Genomic DNA, 18,047 nt, shown 5'->3' on the forward strand with positions numbered 1-18,047 from the left:
TTTATTTCTGGATTACAGGTTTATCGATGATTACTGATTTTAATTCTTTGGGCTTTGTGGTAACCGTTTGTTTTATGGTTGCCGATTTAATTCTCAAACTATCTTTTATCCGCTTGGTAGAATCTGCTTTTTTTAGCAACAAACTATCGGCTTTCGTTAATTTGATTTTTTTTGTTTTGTCGATTAATAAAGGAAGCAGGTTTTGATTCTTCATCCATTCTACCTGAGCAGCTCTTCCACCACTTACACTACCTTTAAGGTATTTTTCGATCATGTAACTGGCAATTGGTGCGGCATAGGTACTGCCATAACCTGCATTTTCTACAATTACAGCGATGGCAATTTTCGGATTATCCCTTGGGGCAAAACCTATAAATACGGAGTGGTTTTTGCCGTGTGGGTTTTGTACCGTTCCTGTTTTTCCGCAGAGTACCACATCCGGAATTCGTGAGAGTATGGCGGTTCCCCAGCTGGTGTTTACCGCATCCTGCATGCCATCAATTACCGGCTCGAAATGTCTGGCATCTACACCTACATAATTTTTAACCACATATTCTTTTTTAACCAGGTTTTTATCGCCGATGCCTTTAATTAAGTGCGGTTTGATGTAATAACCACGGTTGGCAATAATCGCCATGGCATTTGCCATCTGCAATGGAGTAGCAGTAATTTCACCCTGGCCAATAGCCTGCGAGATGACGTTGGTATAACCCCATCTTTTACCATAAACTTTATCGTAATGATCTGCGGTGTAAAAATAGCCCTTTCTTTCATAAGGCATATCGATGTCCAGTTTTGATCCGAAACCAAATTTAGCTACTTTATCGCGCCATTCCTGATAAGTTTGTCTTTGGTTTTTCATCCCGTTTTTGGTGATTAACTTTTGAAAAACATAACAAAAATAAGTATTGCAGGAACGGGCAATACCCCTTCTCAGCGAAATGGAACCATCAAAGTGTTCGCATTTAATTTTCCTGTTTCCAGCCTGATAATAGTGTGGACAAAAGAAGGTGGTGTTGGGATCGATTACACCCTCCTGCAATCCGATTAGCGCATCAACGGGTTTAAAAGAAGATCCTGGGGGATAGTAACCCATTATTGGTCTTACTAAAGATGGGCGGTATGGATTACCCACAATAAATTCCATGTAATTATTCCCCTGGTTTCTACCGACCAAAAGATTTGGATCATATCCCGGGCTACTGACCAGCGAAAGAATTTCTCCGGAAGCAGGTTCGATTGCTACAATTGCACCAACCTTATTCATCATCAGTTCTTCACCGAGTTTTTGAATGCGCATATCAATTCCCGAGATTAACCTTTCTCCAGAAACCGCGTTAACATCATATTTACCATCGGCATAACTTCCCTGTGGGGTGTTGTGCGCATCGTATACCGTATTAATTACGCCCTTTTCGCCTCTTAAAGTTTCTTCATAAGAAAACTCTAAACCACTTTTGCCTTTGTAATCGCCGGGTTTATAAAAGCCTTCAGATTTTTCAATATCAACAGGACTTACTTCTTTTACATAACCAAATAACTGTCCGCCAACGCTATCGGGATAATGCCTGATCGTTCTGTCCTGTGTTCTAAATCCAGGGAAACGGTAAAGTGTTTCCTGTAAACGGGCATAACTTTGCACCGAAATCTGTTTAAGGAAAGGAGTGGCCTGATAACTCGATTTTCCTCTTGCTTTTTTTAGGTTTTTCCGGACATCCTCAAAAGTAATGTCTAAAGCCTGAGCAAGCGCGAGGGTATCAAAAGGTTTTACTTCATTTGGCGTAACCATGAGGTCGTATACAGGTTCATTCTGTACAATCACCTTCATATTCCTGTCTAGAATGGCACCACGGGCAGGGTACTTGTATATTTTTCTTAAAACGTTACTTTCTGCAGAAACGAAAGCTGCATCGCTAATAATCTGGATATAAAATAACTTCCCTAATAAAATCAGGGCGATTACAATAAATAATCCTTGAACGATATATTTTCGGTTAAATAATTGATCCATTAGCGTGGTGTTCTTCTATAGAATATAAACTCTACCAATAAAATAATAAGCAGTGTAAAGATACAACTTAAGCCGCATCTCATTAAGGTATAACCAATTTCGGTTAGCCTAAATGTTTCTAAAAAGAACAGCACCAGGTGGTGTGCAACAACGCAAAGAAAAGCATAAAGTGAAAACCATTGAAAACCCATATAACTTAACGATGGCTCCGGGTCATCAATTGCGTCGCGGTTTAAACTTATTGAAATAAAAGAAATTCTTACAAAAGCCAATACCACACAGGCTGTAGCGTGTACGCCCATGGTATCGTAAAAAGCATCAAGTGTTAAACCTGTTCCAAAAGCCAGTAAATACAACAGGATGTTGGGCATGCCGAAGGGCAGCAGGAGTAAAAATAATACGTAAATGAATGGCGTAGAAAGATCATAGAAGCCCATATTCTTGAGCAGGAATATCTGCACAAAAAGTAGTAAAAACCACCTGATGACATTTATAATAATGATTCTACTATTCATTCGGTTTAGCGATGCTTTCTAAAGCTTTTTGCTCTTCAGCTTTTTTATCTTTAACCACATAAACATATTGCAATGTGCTAAAATCTGTAAATAAATTCAATTCTCCCGATAAGAAATTATCGTTGGTTGCCACATTGGGTTTGGTAATCCGGCCTACTAAGATGCCTGCAGGAAATGCGGAAAACCCAGAAGTGACCACTGTATCGCCAGCGAACATTTTAATGTGGTTAGGCACGCCTTTAATAAACGCCTTTTTGATGTCGAAATTTCCATCGCCCCATACGAGGGATCCTAATGCATTGTTTTTCTTTAATACCACACTAATGCGGGCATCTTTATGCAGCAGGGATTGAATCGTGGCCAGATGTTCAGAAACATCACGGACAAGACCGACAACCCCCCTTTGTGGGGCAATTACAGCCATGTCTTTTTTAATCCCATCCAAAGAACCTTTGTTAATGGTGATGATGTTATTGCGCAACGTAATAGAATTTTTTATCACCTTGGCCGCCAGGTACGTATATTGTTGGTTAGTAACCGTATCGATCACTTTAACATCTTTGGCCGTATCTACCGTTGTTAATGCCAGTAACTGGCTTTTAAGCTTAGCGTTTTCTGCAGCAAGGCTATCGTTAACCATACCCAGGTTTAAATATCGTTTAAAAACATTTAACCTTTCGTATGCAGTACCCACTACCTCATTGCTTGAGTTTAAGGTTACACTACGCTGATAGGAGTTGTTTTTCACCGTTAGGTAAATCCCCACGATAAAAAAGATGATAAATAAGAAAAATGCGTTGTATCTGCTGATGAAAATCCAAAGGTTACGCATATTTTGATGTAAAATGGAAGATGGGAAATGTAAAATGGAATTAATACCTCATCCATCTTACATCTTCCATTTTCTGTGGGTTATTGCATTAAGAATTTATATCCGCCAATGTTTTTAAGGGCGATGCCAGTTCCACGAACTACCGCACGAAGCGGATCTTCTGCAACGTGAACAGGTAATTTCGTTTTAGCCGCTACACGCTTATCTAAACCTCTCAACAATGCACCACCACCGGTTAAATAAATACCAGTCTGGTAAATATCAGCCGAAAGTTCCGGAGGGGTAATCTCTAAAGCTTTTAAAATCGCTTCTTCAATTTTAGAGATCGACTTATCTAAACAATGTGCAATTTCGGTATAGGAAACAGTAATTTGTTTGGGTACACCGGTCATTAAATCGCGACCTTGAACCGCGAAATCAGCAGGAGCATCCTGTAATTCAGGCAAAGCTGCACCCACTTCAATTTTGATTTTTTCAGCCGTACGGTCGCCAATCATGATGTTGTGTTGACGGCGGATGTAGTTTACAATATCAGAGTCGAAGTTATCTCCCGCAACGCGGATCGATTGATCGCAAACGATACCTGATAAAGCGATAACCGCAATTTCAGTAGTACCACCACCGATATCGATAATCATGTTACCCATTGGCTCTTCTACGTCAATTCCGATACCTACGGCAGCTGCCATTGGTTCGTGGATTAAGTATACCTCTTTTGCACCGGCAATTTCAGCAGAATCGCGCACCGCACGTTTTTCTACTTCAGTAATACCAGATGGAATACAGATTACCATACGTAAAGAAGGGAACATCCAGCCTTTACCACCATTAAGCATGCGAATCATGCCTTTAATCATCGCCTCAGCAGCGTTGAAATCGGCAATTACACCATCTTTTAATGGACGAACGGTTTTAATATTATCGTGGGTTTTACCCTCCATTTGCATTGCCTGACGACCTATAGCAATGACTTTGTTTGTAGTACGATCGAAAGCAACGATAGATGGTTCATCTACAACTACTTTGTCGTTATGTATAATCAGGGTATTCGCAGTGCCTAAATCGATGGCAACTTCTTGCGTAAACCAGTTAAATAATCCCATGTATAAGGTATGTTTTCTTTATTTTATCAAATCTATACTATTCCTAATGTAAAAATAGCTTTTTTATTGTTTTAAGTTTTATTTTCTTCAGTTATTAAATTGTTTTTAAGGCAATTAAAATATTAACAAAATAAAACTAATAATTTTAGGGTCAGATGTAAACCTTTTTACCTTTAAGCCCTCAACCTTCTACCTGAATAACTAGTGTTTAAAGTGTCTTACCCCTGTGGTTACCATTGCAATACCTTTTTCGTTGGCTTTCGCTACTGAATCAGCATCTTTAATCGATCCGCCTGGTTGCAGAACAGCTGTAATTCCGGCTTCGGCAGCAATTTCAACACAATCAGGGAAAGGAAAGAAAGCATCAGAAGCCATTGCAGCACCTTTAACGCTGAATCCGAAAGCCGCTGCTTTTTCAATCGCTTGTCTTAAGGCGTCAACACGAGAAGTTTGACCAACGCCACTTGCAATTAAAACATCATCCTTAACCAAAACAATGGTGTTCGATTTAGTATGTTTTACAATTTTATTGGCAAAGAACAAATCTTTTAGTTCTTGTGCAGTAGGTGCTTTATCGGTAACGGTTGTCATTTGCTCCGGACCTTCGATAATTAAATCTTTATCCTGCTCAATTACACCGTTTAATAATGTTTTAAATTGTTTTTTGCTCAATTCAACTTCGTTGCGTTGTAAAATAACGCGGTTTTTCTTTTTGCTGAATAATTCAATTGCTTCTGCCTGGTAAGAAGGAGCAATTAAAACTTCGAAAAAGAGGTTGTTGATTTCCTGAGCCGTTTCTAAGTCTACCGCAACATTGGTAATCAATACACCACCAAAAGCAGAAACAGGATCGCAGGCCAATGCATCAATCCAGGCTTGTTTAACCGTAGGGCGCGAAGCAATACCACAAGCATTTGTATGTTTTAAGATTGCAAAAGTTGGATCTTCAAATTCATCAATCAAAGCAACAGCAGCGTCCACATCAACCAGGTTGTTGTATGATAATTCTTTACCGTTCAGTTTGGTAAACATGGCATCTAAATCGCCATAAAATACACCACCCTGATGAGGATTTTCGCCATAACGTAAAGTTTTAGCTTCCGTTACACTTTGTTTGAAAACATCAAGCGGCTCTTCTGTATTGAAATAATTAAAAATTGCAGTATCGTAGTGAGAAGAAGTATGGAAAGCTGTTTTAGCGAACGATTTACGTTGTGCTAAAGTCGTTTCGCCATTTTGTGCTTCTAATTGGGCTTGTAAAGTAGGGTAGTCGTTTTTTGATGCGATAATCACCACATCATTAAAGTTTTTCGCAGCAGCACGGATTAAGGAAATACCACCGATATCGATTTTCTCGATAATCTCTTCCGGTGTTCCACCTGCTTTTACGGTTTCTTCAAATGGATATAAGTCAACAATAACCAAATCAATTTCAGGGATTTCATATTCAGCAATCTGCTCCTGGTCGCCAGCTAATGCTCTACGGTTTAAAATTCCGCCAAATACTTTTGGGTGTAAAGTTTTAACACGTCCGCCTAAAATTGATGGATAACCGGTTAAATCTTCAACCGCTGTTACCGGAAGATTTAAATCTTTGATGAATTGTTCTGTTCCACCGGTAGAAAATAACTGCACCCCTTGTGCGGCTAACAATTTTACCAATGGCTCCAAACCATCTTTATAATATACTGAGATTAAAGCGTTTTTGATTTTAATGGATTGACTCATTCTACTGAAAATTTTGAGCCGCAAAGGTAGTAAAACAGGATTGTTTTTTAATGAGATTTACCGATCAATATTAAATTTTATTCTACTATATATAATAAGGCAGATCCATTTGCCAGCTTCGCTGTTTTAAAGTGGATTTAAATAGCCTTATTAATCAGTTGTAGGTGTAATTTATTTGCTGATTTTTTTTACAATGGTTTCTACCACACGCGGATAGTGTTGGTGCTCGAGCTGCTGGCCCTTAAACTTGACCATTTCCAGGTTGTCGTTTTTGTCGATTCTGTAGCGCGCCTGATAGATGTACTCGCCTTCATCGTAGTTTTCGTTAACATAATGAATGGTGATGCCGCCTTCCGTTTCGCCTGCAGCCATTACCGCGAGGTGTACATGGTCGCCATACATCCCTTTTCCTCCAAATTTGGGAAGGATGGCAGGGTGGATGTTTACAATTCTGCCCGGGTAAGCGTGGATGAGGCTTTTAGGGATTAACCAAAGAAAACCTGCCAGTACAATGAAATCGATCTCCAGATTTTTAAGCAGGTCTACCACTTCATCCGTTTTGTAGAACTCGTTCTTGTCGAAAATATGAGTGGGAATTTCGAAATTATCAGCTCTTTGTAATACATAGGCATCGGCGTTGTTGGTCAATACCAAAGATATTTCTATTTCATTACTCCGTTTAAAATGCTCCATCAGTTTTTGGGCATTGGAGCCAGAACCTGATGCAAAGATGGCTATTCGTTTTTTCACTCAAAAATCGTTTTGCCCAAAAATAGTATTTTTAAGCCTGTTTTCTTAATCGAAAAGAAATTTTATTCAATTAAGTTAAAGTATTATTAATGAATAATTTTAACGTATTTTTGCAGTTCGGAAATGGGGGTTCAATTTTAATGAAAAAAAAGTTGAAAGTGTTTTGTAATTTAAAAACATTAATCCTATATTTGCAACCCGAATTATAGGAAACGAATAAGAAAAATAAAAGGCTAAATAGAAATGGCAAATCATAAATCTTCATTAAAAAGAATTAGAGCAAACGCAACAAAACGTTTACGTAACAGATATCAGGCAAAAACTACACGTACCTTTATTAAAAGATTACGTGCTGCAGAAGATAAAAAATCTGCATCTGATTTATTGCCTAAAGTAATCTCTATGTTAGATCGTTTAGCTAAAAAGAACATTATCCACAAAAACAAAGCGGCTAATAACAAATCAAAATTAACGAAATTCGTTAACGGTTTAGCATAAGCTAGTTTTTTATACGATATTAGAACGGTATTGAAGCAATTCAATACCGTTTTTTTTGTGATTAAATTTTTTTTAGATGAAACGTTCTCTTGTATTCAGTTTTTTCTTTTGTCTTGCATTGGGAGCCTTTGCACAAAAAACTTATTTAGTTACCGGAAACTTTAAGTGTCCGTATGATGGCCTGTTATATTTGGTTCATGGCGATGAAAAAGATTCAACCATCGTTAAAAACGGAACTTTTTCTTTTAATGGAAAAACCGGTTTACCTGCATTTTCCTATGTATATTTTAAAAACAAAACAACGGTAACGCTTGATCCATTTTATTTAGGGGATGGTGATGTTGTTCTAGAACTCGATACTGTAACTAAAAGCGGACTTAGAAAAAGCGGCAAGTTTAGTTACATAAGTATGCAGACCAAGTTTTTAAAGAAAGGCCTAACAGATAAGTTGATTGATTCTGTATCAAACATAATATCTGAACGAACCAAAACTGTGGTTGATCAAGTAGCTAAAAATAGCGAAATTAAAAAGATTGTATTGGATTTTTTAACTTCACAAGCCAATACAATGGCCAGTACTGTTATATTAAAAAGGAATCTGGTAAGCTTTACTCACGCAGAACTTAAACAAATCTATCAATCGCTAAGTGCAGAAATTAAAGATACAAGCGAAGGAAAGGATATTCTTGGAGCCACAATTAAGGTGGTTCCAATTGTATTAGGAGAAAAGGTACCTGATTTTGCACAAAATGATGTAAAAGGAGAAAAAATTTCAATTCAGTCATTTAGAGGGAAGTATATTTTAATTGATTTTTGGGCTTCCTGGTGTATACCCTGCAGAAAGGAAAATCCTGTTGTTGTAGCCGCCTATCATAAGTTTAAAGATAAAGGCTTCGAAATTTTAAGTGTATCACTAGATGATAAAAAACAGAATTGGCTAAAAGCAATAAAAGATGATAAACTCAGCTGGCTTCATGTTTCTGATTTAAATGGATGGAATAATGAGGTTGCAAAAATGTTTAGCATTCGATCGATTCCGGATAATATTTTAATTGATAAGGACGGCGTAATTTTAGCAAGAGGGTTAACAGGGGTTACATTAGAAGAAAAACTCAATGAGATTTTTTCTAAAGTAAAGTAGATTAATCTGAATTTTTACGATATTAGTAAAGGCATCCCAACCAAAAGTTGGGATGCCTTTTTTTTTGTCTGAAAAAATGGAAAATTACGAACAGAAACTGGGTATAAAGTTATGGGCGGAAGAAGATCGCCCACGTGAAAAACTTTTATTACATGGCCGGAGACATTTAACAGATGCCGAACTGATTGCGATTTTAATTGGCTCGGGAAGTAAAAATGAAACCGCTGTGGATTTAAGCAAAAGGATTTTATCTTTTTACGATAACAATTTAACAAAACTGGGAAAAGCTTCCATTCTGGATCTTTCGAGGTTTAGAGGCATTGGCGAAGCCAAAGCCTTAACCATTATTGCTGCTTTAGAACTTGGTTTACGTCGGAAGGAAACTGCGGAAGAGTCCATTACCCACGTTACGACCTCTAACGATGTTTATAAATATTTACATCAAACCTTCGCCAATCTCAATCACGAAGAGTTCTGGATATTACTCCTCAACAGGTCTAACCGGGTAATTGGCAAGTTTTTAATCAGTAAAGGCGGGCAGGCAGGTACGGTAGCCGATCCAAAAATTATTTTTAAAACAGCTTTAGAAAACAATGCCGCAAATATTGTATTGGCACATAACCATCCTTCGGGTAATATAAAGCCCAGCGAGAGCGATGATAAATTGACCAGGAATATGGTTGCCTCCGGAAATTTGCTCAGTTTGTATGTGGTTGATCACGTGATTTTCGCCAATAACCGTTACTATAGTTACAGAGATGAAGATTTAATTTAAAAGATATTTGATTGTTAAAGTACAATTAACCTTAAATTAGTATAATAGCGGCTTAAAATTAGTTGTTATTGGCCTGCCGGCATTAATTAAATGGTGAAATTATATTTATGAATACTTTAAAACTCATCCCTGTTTTTCTTTTATTAACAATTATGGCTTTCGCTCAGAAAAAAGCGGTTCCAATTAATATCATTACCTATAACATCCGTTTAAATGTAGCATCTGATGGTGTTAACGCTTGGCCAAACCGAAAAGATAATGTAAAAGCTTTGGTGAAATTTCATGATGCCGATATTCTTTGCGTACAGGAAGCTTTACCAGAACAATTTGATGCATTGCTCGAGAATTCTAATTTCGATGTAGTAGGGGTTGGGCGTGATGATGGTAAACGAAAAGGAGAATTTTCAGCAGTTTATTTCGATAAAGACAGGTTTACCAAAAAAGATGGCGGAACGTTTTGGCTGTCAGAAACGCCTGATGTTCCTTCAAAAGGATGGGATGCTGCACTTAACCGTGTATGCAGCTGGGTAAAATTGTACGATAAGCTGAATAAAAAAGAATTTATCGTTTTTAATACCCACTACGATCATGTTGGCGTGAAAGCAAGAATTGAATCCGCTAAATTGCTGAAACAAAAAATACAACAGATCGCACCTACCTTACCAGTTGTTTTTACGGGTGATTTAAATGTAACCCCTGAAACTGAAGCCATCGCTACCATCAAATCTTTTCTTATCGATGCGAAAGAGGTTTCTGCAGAGCCTCCATATGGCCCGGCAGGTACTTTTAATGCTTTTGATTTTAACAGCGACCTGAAAAACAGGATCGACTATATTTTTGTAAACAAAGGATTTAAAGTGCAGAAATTTGCGGTATTAACTGATAGTAAGGATAAAAGGTATTATTCTGATCATTTACCTGTGTTCTGCAGACTCTGGTTTTAATCTATGCTGTTAAAATCTGCATCATTGTTTCCCTTTCAATTCGAACTTTTTGGTAACCAATACCATTATCACTATATTTTCGAAACCCTGGCATTCATCATTGGTGTTAGGCTATATTATTACTATAAAAAAGGGATTGTAGATCCGATATCTGACGAAAACCGGTTGTGGATTATGCTGGGAGCCATGTTTGGCGCCTTAATCGGATCGCGTGTAATTGCGGTGCTCGAAACGCCCCAAGTACTCCACCACCTTAGTTTTTCAGTTCTTTATCAAAGTAAAACCATTGTAGGTGGTTTGCTCGGCGGTTTGTTCGGTGTGGAGCTAATAAAAAAGATCATAGGTGTAAATATCGCCTCTGGTGATATCTATGTGATCCCGATTTTGGTAGCACTCATTATCGGTCGTATTGGTTGCTTTTCAATGGGGATCGACGAGCCAACTTATGGTGTGCCGACTCGCTTTTTTACGGGCATGGATCTGGGTGATGGCATCCTTCGGCATCCCATCATGCTCTATGAAATAATCTACCTCATAATTTTAATTTCCCTTTTTAATCGCTTAAAACACAAAAAACTGATTAACGGAGATTGCTTTAAGTTATTGATGGTGTTATATTTTCTGTTCCGTTTTGTAATTGAATTTATAAAACCTTACCAATCATTATTTTTAAATTTAAGCAGTATTCATTGGTCTGCATTGTTTATTTTTATTTATTATTATAGATTTATTATCAGAATTTCGAAACAGATTTTACCTAAACAGTAAACATTATGGCCAATACCAGAGATTATATATACTACGATTATACCAAAAGTCTTTGTCCGGAATGTTTACAGCTTTGCGATGCGAAAATTGTTTTTCAGGACGCTAAGGTGTTTATGCTGAAAAACTGCAGGACGCATGGCGATAGCAAAGTAATGATCGCTGATGATGTAGAATATTACAAACAGATCCGGAATTACAATAAACAATCCGAAATGCCGCTTAAGTTTAATACCAAAGTGCATTACGGTTGCCCTTACGATTGCGGTTTATGTACCGATCATGAACAGCATTCATGTCTTACTGTAATAGAAGTTACCGATCGTTGCAATCTTGCCTGTCCAACCTGTTATGCCATGTCTTCGCCAAGTTATGGCAGACATAGAACTTTGGCTGAAATAGAACGGATGATGGATGTGGTGGTGGCCAACGAGGGTGAGCCCGATGTGGTTCAGCTCTCAGGCGGAGAACCAACGGTACACCCCGAATTTTTTAAGATTTTAGACCTTGCCAAAACCAAACCCATTAAACACTTAATGGTAAATACCAACGGCATCAGGATTGCAAAGGATATTAATTTTGTCGAGAAACTGGCCAGTTACATGCCCGATTTTGAAATCTACCTGCAGTTTGATAGTTTCAGCCCCGAAGTATTGACCAAATTAAGGGGGGAAGACCTGACCGAGGTAAGGAGAAAAGCCATCGATCACCTCAATCAGTTTAATGTATCCACAACTTTGGTGGTTACTTTACAGAATGGCCTTAATGATCATGAAATTGGCGACATTTTGGATTATGCCCTTAAACAGAAATGTGTTCGTGGCGTTACTTTCCAGCCTACTCAGGTGGCCGGAAGAAATGATGATTATAATGATCAACAGGGAAGGATCACCTTAACAGAGGTACGCAGGAAAATTTATGAGCAATACCCAATTTTTACCCCGCAGGATTTAATCCCGGTGCCATGCAATCCAGATGCGCTGTGTATGGCCTATGCCTTAAAAATTGGCGATGAGGTGATCCCGATGACACATCTGATCAATCCGGAAGATTTACTCAACAATTCGAAAAATACCATCGTTTTCGAACATGATGAAAAATTGAAAGAACACATGCTTAACTTGTTTAGTACAGGTGTTTCAGTTGATTGTGCAGAAGATACCTTTGGCGAATTGATGTGCTGCCTGCCAAGGGTAAAATCGGATAGTTTAAGTTATGATAATTTATTCCGGATCATCATCATGAATTTTATGGACCCGCTGGATTTTGATGTGCGTGCGGTTAAAAAGTCCTGTGTGCACATTGTGAGCGATAAATATAAAATGGTGCCTTTCGAAACCATGAATATTTTTTACCGCGACAATAAAATTGATCTGATCAGGGAAAAATTAAATATGAACTAACATGGACGGCTTATTCGTATTATTCATTGTTTATTGCCTTACAGCAGTTGTACTCTTTGTGGTTGGCATTATTCAGATTATTATTAAATCGTCGAGAAATGAACCCGTTAAACCTGGACTAAAATTACTTATTATTTCAGTAATTATGGTGATAATCGGTTTTGGTGCTTGTGCGGTATTGCTTGCCAATAGTTAATCTCAAAAAACTCATGGAAATTTTTATTGTATATTGGGTAATCGTGGTATTGTTATTTGTAATAGGCATCATTCAGATCATTGTAAAAGCCGCGAAAAATCAACCCGTTAAACCCGGCCTTAAATTAGTTATTGCCTCAGTTATTATGCTGCTAATCGGAGCAGGGGCATGTGCCGTAATTCTATCCAATTTAAATATTAGCCATTAGTCATTTTTATTGTGAAGATAGTGGGTTTAACTTTCTCCTTTGGGCTTTAAATAATATCTTTGCGTTTTATAATTCTTGAACTAGGGTTTTAGCGCTCGCATGCCTCAAATCTCATGTCTAGAATCTCAAATCTCAATAAATGAAAATATCATATAACTGGTTAAAACAATTCGTACAGATCGATAAAACACCTCAGGAACTTTCGTTAATCCTTACCAATGTTGGGTTAGAAGTAGAAAGTGTAGAAAAAGTGCAGCCTGTTGTGGGTGGCTTAGAGGGATTGGTTATTGGCGAAGTATTAACTTGTGTTCAGCATCCCAATGCCGATCGTTTGCGCATTACTACGGTAAATGTTGGTACTAAAGAAAACCTTCAGATAGTTTGCGGTGCGCCAAATGTAGGTGCTGGTCAAAAAGTGGTAGTGGCAACAGTGGGTACAACCGTATATCCATTAGAAGGTGAGCCTTTTAAAATAAAAGAATCCAAAATAAGGGGAGAACTTTCTCAGGGCATGATCTGTGCCGAAGATGAAATTGGTTTGGGTAAATCTCATGATGGGATTATGATCCTTGCCGGGGATACCGAAATTGGGATTCCTGCAAAAGAGCACTTCAAAATGGATGATGATTTTGTTTTCGAAATCGGATTAACACCAAACCGTGCTGATGCGGCTTCGCATTTAGGGGTGGCCAGAGATTTAGCTGCTTATTTCAGAAGCGAATATGAAATGCCTGATCTTTTAGCTTTTAAAACGGATAACGAAAACCTGATTATTCCGGTAGAAGTAGAAGATTTAGCAGCTTGTCCACGTTACAGCAGCTTAACACTTTCTGGCGTTACCGTGAAAGAATCGCCAGAGTGGTTAAAAGATAAATTAAAGGTAATTGGTTTACGTCCCATCAATAATGTGGTTGATATTACCAATTATGTGCTTCATGGTTTAGGGCAGCCTTTGCATGCTTTCGATGCCGATAAAATTACCGGTGGAAAAGTAATCGTGAAAAAAGTTGCTGAAGGAACACCATTTGTAACACTTGATGATGTGGAACGTAAGTTAAATGCAGATGATTTAATGATCTGCAATGCTGAAGCACCAATGTGTATTGCGGGTGTTTTCGGTGGAAAATCTTCAGGAGTTGATGCCAGTACCAAAAATATTTTCTTAGAAAGTGCTTACTTTAATTCGGTTTCTGTACGTAAAACATCGAAAAGACATGGCTTAAAAACCGATGCCTCTTTCCGTTTTGAGCGTGGTACCGATCCGGAAATTACAGTTACGGCTCTAAAATATGCGGCTTTATTAATTAAAGAACTGGCAGGCGGAGAAATTTCTTCATCAGTTTCTGATATTTATCCAAGTCATATCAAGCCTTTCGAGTTTGAGGTAAGTTATAGCAACATCAATAAATTAATTGGCGCAAATATTCCATCAGCAGAGATTAAACACATTATTACGGCATTGGGTATATCGGCAACCAATACCTCTGATGATACTTTGGCTTTAAGAGTTCCATCTTTCAAGGTTGATGTTACCCGCGAATGCGACATTACAGAAGAAGTATTGCGTATTTACGGTTATAACAATATCGAAATCCCATCAAAGGTAAATGCATCGCTTTCTTACAGCATTAAACCTGAAAAAGAAAATACGCATAATGTAATTGCAGATATGCTTACCTCGAATGGTTATGCAGAAATTATGTGTAACTCGTTGACTAAATCGGCCTATTCGAAAAATTTAGACGAAGCGGTATTTATTTTAAATCCCTTAAGCAGCGATTTAAATGTGATGCGCCAGAATTTGTTGATGCCGGCATTAGAAAGCGTAGCTTATAACCAAAACCGTAAAAATGCTGATGTTAAGTTTTACGAATTCGGTAAAACCTATCATTTAATTAATGAGCAGTATGTAGAGCGCCCCAGGTTATTGTTGTTGATTTCAGGTGCAAAACAAAGCGAGCAATGGAACCACAATGCTAAACCGGCAACTTTCTATAATCTAAAATCGGCAGTTGATGCGATTATTTCGCGTTTAGGCATTGCAAGCTTTCAATCTGATGTTTTAAATGATGAAAACTTTGCTTATGGCATTAAATATTTCCGTGGAGATAAATCCCTGGTAAGCTTTGGTGCTGTATCAAAAGCCGACCGTAAAGTAGCCGATGTAAACGCAGAGGTTTTTTATGCTGATTTTGATTGGGCTGCCTTGCTAGATATTGTAAGGAAAAATAAAATCGTAAACAAAGAGGTTTCCAAATACCCGCAAGTGCGCAGGGATTTATCTTTATTGATCGATCAGGCCGTAACTTTCGATACTTTAAAAAGCATTGCTTTCAAAACCGATAAAAAGCTGATCAAAGAGGTTGGTGTATTTGATGTGTATGTTGGCGATAAATTACCTGAGGGTAAAAAATCGTATGCCTTGAATTTCATTTTGCAGGATGAGGAACAAACCTTAACCGATAAGCAGATCGAAAATACAATGCAGAAACTAATCGCGAATTTAACGGCACAAGCTGGTGCAGAAATTAGGAAATAAAATATAAATTCGTATTTTTAGAAATAAATTCATGACTTCTGTTGCAGATCAATTAGATAAAGTATTACAAAAAACGGCTCAGGTATTAGAGCTATGTAATGCGCTACAGGAAGAAAACGATTTATTAAAGCTTGAAAATCAATCGTTAAAAGTAGCACTCGATACGGCGAAGGGCAAAAATGTAGAACTTGACGAAAAATTAAGGGTTACCAAATTGGCCAAAAGTATAGAGGGAACAAGCGAAAAATCGCTTGACATTAAACAAAAAATTAACGATTTTGTGCGGGAGATTGATAAAAGTATTGCATTATTAAAAAAATAATGATGCAAAGAAATCAGAAACTAAGCTAAACAAATGGGAGAAATCTCGATTAAAATAACCATTTCCGACCGTATTTATCCGCTAAAGGTGAATATGGAAGAGGAAGAAATTGTGAGACGGGCAGCAAAAATGATCAACGAGCGCATAAAAGATTATCAGGATAATTATGCGGTTAGAGATAAGCAGGATCTTCTTTCTATGGCTGTGTTGCACTATGCAACAGCTGTATTGAGAACAGAAAATAAAGTACAAAACCAGGATACTGCTGTTGCCGATAAAGTTGAAGAATTGGATGTTTTACTCAGTAATTTCTTTTCAAAATAAGGTTCGTTCTTTCAAAGTATACGTCACTCTGAACTTGTTTCAGAGCCTGTTTAATAAGATCCTGAGCTGTAGCGCAGCGGAAAGCTACGTAGTAAAATCAATTCAGGATGACGCATGCCTTAAATATATTAGCACAAAAATATAGCCGCAGCTAGTTTTTGAGTTTCAAATTTTATAAAACTTAACACTTCAATATCTATAGGGTTAAGAGGGCGTATTTCATCTGCTATGGCACCTGAAAATGGCTTAAACCCTAATTATGCTTAGTTGAGGTTTAAAATGTATGAGACTTTAAAAATTAGTTGCGGTTTTTTTTTACTTAAAAAACAAAATGGAAATAGTTGAAATATTAGGATACGTATTTGCCGTAATAGCGGGTATAGCTATCGGAGTAGTGGTAGGAAGATTCCTCCTGCGTAACTTGCTTAAACAGCAGGAAGTTGCTGCACAGAACAAAGTGAAGAAGATTTTAAAAGATGCAGAGAACAATGCAGAAATTTTAAAAAAGAATAAACTTTTAGAAGCAAAAGAGAAGTTTTTGCAAATGAAAGCCGAGCATGAACAAGAAGTGAATGCGAAAAACAATAACATTAACCAGCGCGAAAATACCATGAAGCAGAAAGAGCAATCGGTAAATCAGCGTATGGAGAACTTCAATAAAAAAGAGCAAGAACTCGATAAGCACAAAAGCAACCTCGAAAAGCAAACTGAACTGGCTGTTAAAAAACAGGAAGAAGTAGAAGTGCTTAAGAATCAGCATCTAAAACAATTAGAAACCATTGCTGGTCTTTCTGCTGAAGAAGCTAAAGAGCAATTGGTAGAAAATCTGAAACAGGAAGCCCGTACACAAGCAATGATGCAGGTGAAGGATATTGTTGATGAGGCAAAATTAACCGCCAGTAAAGAGGCTAAAAAAGTGGTGATCCAAACCATTCAGCGTACCGCTACTGAAGCTGCAATTGAAAATTCGGTTTCTATTTTCCATATCGAAAGTGATGAGATTAAAGGTCGCGTTATTGGTAGGGAAGGTAGAAATATCCGTGCGCTAGAAGCCGCTACCGGTATTGAGATTATTGTGGATGATACACCAGAGGCAATTATTTTATCAGGTTTCGATCCGGTAAGAAGAGAAATTGCCCGTTTGGCTTTACACCGTTTGGTAACAGATGGTCGTATCCACCCGGCACGTATTGAAGAAATTGTAGCCAAAACCAAAAAACAGATCGAAGATGAGATTGTAGAAATTGGTGAACGTACTGTGATCGATTTAGGTATTCATGGCTTACACCCTGAGTTAATCCGTATGGTTGGCCGTATGCGTTACCGTTCATCTTACGGACAAAACCTGTTACATCACTCTCGTGAGGTAGCTAATTTCTGTGCAACCATGGCGGCAGAGCTTGGCTTAAATGCTAAAATGGCTAAACGTGCAGGTTTATTACACGATATCGGTAAAGTACCAGATGATAACCCTGAATTGCCACACGCCATTTTAGGAATGCAATTGGCCGAAAAATATAAAGAGCATCCTGAAATTTGTAATGCTATTGGTGCCCACCACGATGAAATTGAGATGACTTCGATGATCTCGCCAATCGTTCAGGCTTGTGATGCGATCTCTGGCGCACGCCCGGGTGCACGTCGCGAGGTGGTAGAAAGTTATATTAAACGCCTTAAAGATTTAGAAGAACTGGCTTTATCTTACCCTGGTGTTGAAAAAACCTTCGCTATTCAGGCTGGTAGAGAATTACGTGTGATTGTAGAAAGCGAACGCATTACTGATGCTCAGGCAGAACTTTTAGCTGCCGATATTTCGACCCGTATTCAAACCGAAATGACTTATCCTGGTCAGATTAAGGTTACGGTAATCAGAGAAACCCGTTCTGTAGCATTTGCGAAATAGGTTAAATCGTCATCCTGAACTTGTTTCAGGATCTTAGTAATAGAAAAAGGTTTGTGAAGACACAAACCCCGGCGAAAACAAAATATAAAG

At 37.9% G+C, this 18,047-nt stretch carries 18 protein-coding genes; 12 read left to right on the top strand and 6 right to left on the bottom strand.

What is annotated here, in order from left to right:
- Position 1 precedes the first annotated feature (1 nt).
- The 6 genes from mrdA to purN form a co-directional block, all read right to left on the bottom strand.
- Positions 2-2,011, bottom strand: a complete 2,010-nt coding sequence (mrdA, locus tag AC04QZ_RS17025) for a penicillin-binding protein 2 (RefSeq protein WP_086545123.1) — start codon at positions 2,009-2,011, stop codon at positions 2-4.
- Entirely contained in the window at positions 2,011-2,526 is a 516-nt protein-coding gene (locus tag AC04QZ_RS17030; protein WP_478358756.1) for a rod shape-determining protein MreD, read from the bottom strand. The genes mrdA and AC04QZ_RS17030 overlap by 1 nt, the downstream gene beginning before the upstream one ends.
- The gene (mreC, locus tag AC04QZ_RS17035) at positions 2,519-3,358 is read right to left on the bottom strand and encodes a rod shape-determining protein MreC (RefSeq protein WP_086545125.1); all 840 of its coding nucleotides are present in this window, start codon (positions 3,356-3,358) and stop codon (positions 2,519-2,521) included. Before mreC ends, AC04QZ_RS17030 begins: the two co-directional genes overlap by 8 nt.
- Before the next feature lie 80 nt (positions 3,359-3,438).
- Positions 3,439-4,461, bottom strand: a complete 1,023-nt coding sequence (locus tag AC04QZ_RS17040) for a rod shape-determining protein (RefSeq protein WP_010601761.1) — start codon at positions 4,459-4,461, stop codon at positions 3,439-3,441.
- Positions 4,462-4,662: 201 nt separating this feature from the next.
- The gene (purH, locus tag AC04QZ_RS17045) at positions 4,663-6,189 is read right to left on the bottom strand and encodes a bifunctional phosphoribosylaminoimidazolecarboxamide formyltransferase/IMP cyclohydrolase (RefSeq protein ID WP_230145384.1); all 1,527 of its coding nucleotides are present in this window, start codon (positions 6,187-6,189) and stop codon (positions 4,663-4,665) included.
- Positions 6,190-6,360: 171 nt separating this feature from the next.
- Positions 6,361-6,939 carry a phosphoribosylglycinamide formyltransferase gene (gene purN, locus AC04QZ_RS17050; RefSeq protein WP_478358757.1) on the bottom strand — a complete coding sequence of 193 codons (579 nt, stop codon included), beginning with the start codon at positions 6,937-6,939 and terminating at the stop codon, positions 6,361-6,363.
- 243 nt (positions 6,940-7,182) lie between these two features.
- On the opposite strand from purN, the gene rpsT reads away from it, so the two are divergent.
- The 12 genes from rpsT (at position 7,183) to rny (ending at position 17,957) form a co-directional block, all read left to right on the top strand.
- Complete coding sequence (gene rpsT / locus AC04QZ_RS17055; RefSeq protein ID WP_010603296.1) at positions 7,183-7,437, top strand: 30S ribosomal protein S20; 255 nt, start codon at positions 7,183-7,185, stop codon at positions 7,435-7,437.
- A gap of 76 nt (positions 7,438-7,513) precedes the next feature.
- A complete protein-coding gene (locus tag AC04QZ_RS17060; RefSeq protein ID WP_478358758.1) occupies positions 7,514-8,578 on the top strand; it encodes a redoxin domain-containing protein in 1,065 nt (354 codons plus the stop codon).
- 76 nt (positions 8,579-8,654) lie between these two features.
- Positions 8,655-9,353: a RadC family protein gene (radC, locus tag AC04QZ_RS17065; RefSeq protein ID WP_478358759.1), complete on the top strand. Its 699-nt coding sequence runs from the start codon at positions 8,655-8,657 to the stop codon at positions 9,351-9,353.
- Between the two features lie 107 nt (positions 9,354-9,460).
- Positions 9,461-10,297: an endonuclease/exonuclease/phosphatase family protein gene (locus AC04QZ_RS17070; protein ID WP_086545130.1), complete on the top strand. Its 837-nt coding sequence runs from the start codon at positions 9,461-9,463 to the stop codon at positions 10,295-10,297.
- 3 nt (positions 10,298-10,300) lie between these two features.
- A complete protein-coding gene (locus tag AC04QZ_RS17075) occupies positions 10,301-11,065 on the top strand; it encodes a prolipoprotein diacylglyceryl transferase family protein (protein ID WP_478358760.1) in 765 nt (254 codons plus the stop codon).
- A gap of 5 nt (positions 11,066-11,070) precedes the next feature.
- Positions 11,071-12,465, top strand: coding sequence for a radical SAM protein (locus tag AC04QZ_RS17080; protein ID WP_478358761.1), 1,395 nt, complete (start codon positions 11,071-11,073; stop codon positions 12,463-12,465).
- 1 nt (position 12,466) lies between these two features.
- On the top strand, positions 12,467-12,661 hold the full coding sequence (locus AC04QZ_RS17085; RefSeq protein WP_478358762.1) for a hypothetical protein: 195 nt from the start codon (positions 12,467-12,469) through the stop codon (positions 12,659-12,661).
- Between the two features lie 13 nt (positions 12,662-12,674).
- A complete protein-coding gene (locus AC04QZ_RS17090; RefSeq protein ID WP_478358763.1) occupies positions 12,675-12,869 on the top strand; it encodes a hypothetical protein in 195 nt (64 codons plus the stop codon).
- A 139-nt stretch (positions 12,870-13,008) separates the two neighbouring features.
- Entirely contained in the window at positions 13,009-15,408 is a 2,400-nt protein-coding gene (gene pheT, locus AC04QZ_RS17095; protein WP_478358764.1) for a phenylalanine--tRNA ligase subunit beta, read from the top strand.
- Between the two features lie 31 nt (positions 15,409-15,439).
- Positions 15,440-15,730, top strand: coding sequence for a hypothetical protein (locus tag AC04QZ_RS17100; protein WP_029277274.1), 291 nt, complete (start codon positions 15,440-15,442; stop codon positions 15,728-15,730).
- 33 nt (positions 15,731-15,763) lie between these two features.
- Positions 15,764-16,054: a cell division protein ZapA gene (locus AC04QZ_RS17105; RefSeq protein WP_029277272.1), complete on the top strand. Its 291-nt coding sequence runs from the start codon at positions 15,764-15,766 to the stop codon at positions 16,052-16,054.
- 331 nt (positions 16,055-16,385) lie between these two features.
- Positions 16,386-17,957, top strand: coding sequence for a ribonuclease Y (gene rny, locus AC04QZ_RS17110; RefSeq protein WP_086545137.1), 1,572 nt, complete (start codon positions 16,386-16,388; stop codon positions 17,955-17,957).
- The last annotated feature ends 90 nt before the right edge of the window (positions 17,958-18,047 follow it).

The sequence above is a fragment of the Pedobacter folensis genome, from assembly GCF_056490665.1.

What these genes read in the sequence shown, in the direction of transcription:
- mrdA (WP_086545123.1), bottom strand. Translation starts at nt 2,011, where the DNA reads ATGGATCAATTATTTAACCGAAAATATATCGTTCAAGGATTATTTATT.
- AC04QZ_RS17030 (WP_478358756.1), bottom strand. Translation starts at nt 2,526, where the DNA reads ATGAATAGTAGAATCATTATTATAAATGTCATCAGGTGGTTTTTACTA.
- mreC (WP_086545125.1), bottom strand. Translation starts at nt 3,358, where the DNA reads ATGCGTAACCTTTGGATTTTCATCAGCAGATACAACGCATTTTTCTTA.
- AC04QZ_RS17040 (WP_010601761.1), bottom strand. Translation starts at nt 4,461, where the DNA reads ATGGGATTATTTAACTGGTTTACGCAAGAAGTTGCCATCGATTTAGGC.
- purH (WP_230145384.1), bottom strand. Translation starts at nt 6,189, where the DNA reads ATGAGTCAATCCATTAAAATCAAAAACGCTTTAATCTCAGTATATTAT.
- rpsT (WP_010603296.1), top strand. Translation starts at nt 7,183, where the DNA reads ATGGCAAATCATAAATCTTCATTAAAAAGAATTAGAGCAAACGCAACA.
- AC04QZ_RS17060 (WP_478358758.1), top strand. Translation starts at nt 7,514, where the DNA reads ATGAAACGTTCTCTTGTATTCAGTTTTTTCTTTTGTCTTGCATTGGGA.
- radC (WP_478358759.1), top strand. Translation starts at nt 8,655, where the DNA reads ATGGAAAATTACGAACAGAAACTGGGTATAAAGTTATGGGCGGAAGAA.
- AC04QZ_RS17070 (WP_086545130.1), top strand. Translation starts at nt 9,461, where the DNA reads ATGAATACTTTAAAACTCATCCCTGTTTTTCTTTTATTAACAATTATG.
- AC04QZ_RS17075 (WP_478358760.1), top strand. Translation starts at nt 10,301, where the DNA reads ATGCTGTTAAAATCTGCATCATTGTTTCCCTTTCAATTCGAACTTTTT.
- AC04QZ_RS17080 (WP_478358761.1), top strand. Translation starts at nt 11,071, where the DNA reads ATGGCCAATACCAGAGATTATATATACTACGATTATACCAAAAGTCTT.
- AC04QZ_RS17085 (WP_478358762.1), top strand. Translation starts at nt 12,467, where the DNA reads ATGGACGGCTTATTCGTATTATTCATTGTTTATTGCCTTACAGCAGTT.
- AC04QZ_RS17090 (WP_478358763.1), top strand. Translation starts at nt 12,675, where the DNA reads ATGGAAATTTTTATTGTATATTGGGTAATCGTGGTATTGTTATTTGTA.
- pheT (WP_478358764.1), top strand. Translation starts at nt 13,009, where the DNA reads ATGAAAATATCATATAACTGGTTAAAACAATTCGTACAGATCGATAAA.
- AC04QZ_RS17100 (WP_029277274.1), top strand. Translation starts at nt 15,440, where the DNA reads ATGACTTCTGTTGCAGATCAATTAGATAAAGTATTACAAAAAACGGCT.
- AC04QZ_RS17105 (WP_029277272.1), top strand. Translation starts at nt 15,764, where the DNA reads ATGGGAGAAATCTCGATTAAAATAACCATTTCCGACCGTATTTATCCG.
- rny (WP_086545137.1), top strand. Translation starts at nt 16,386, where the DNA reads ATGGAAATAGTTGAAATATTAGGATACGTATTTGCCGTAATAGCGGGT.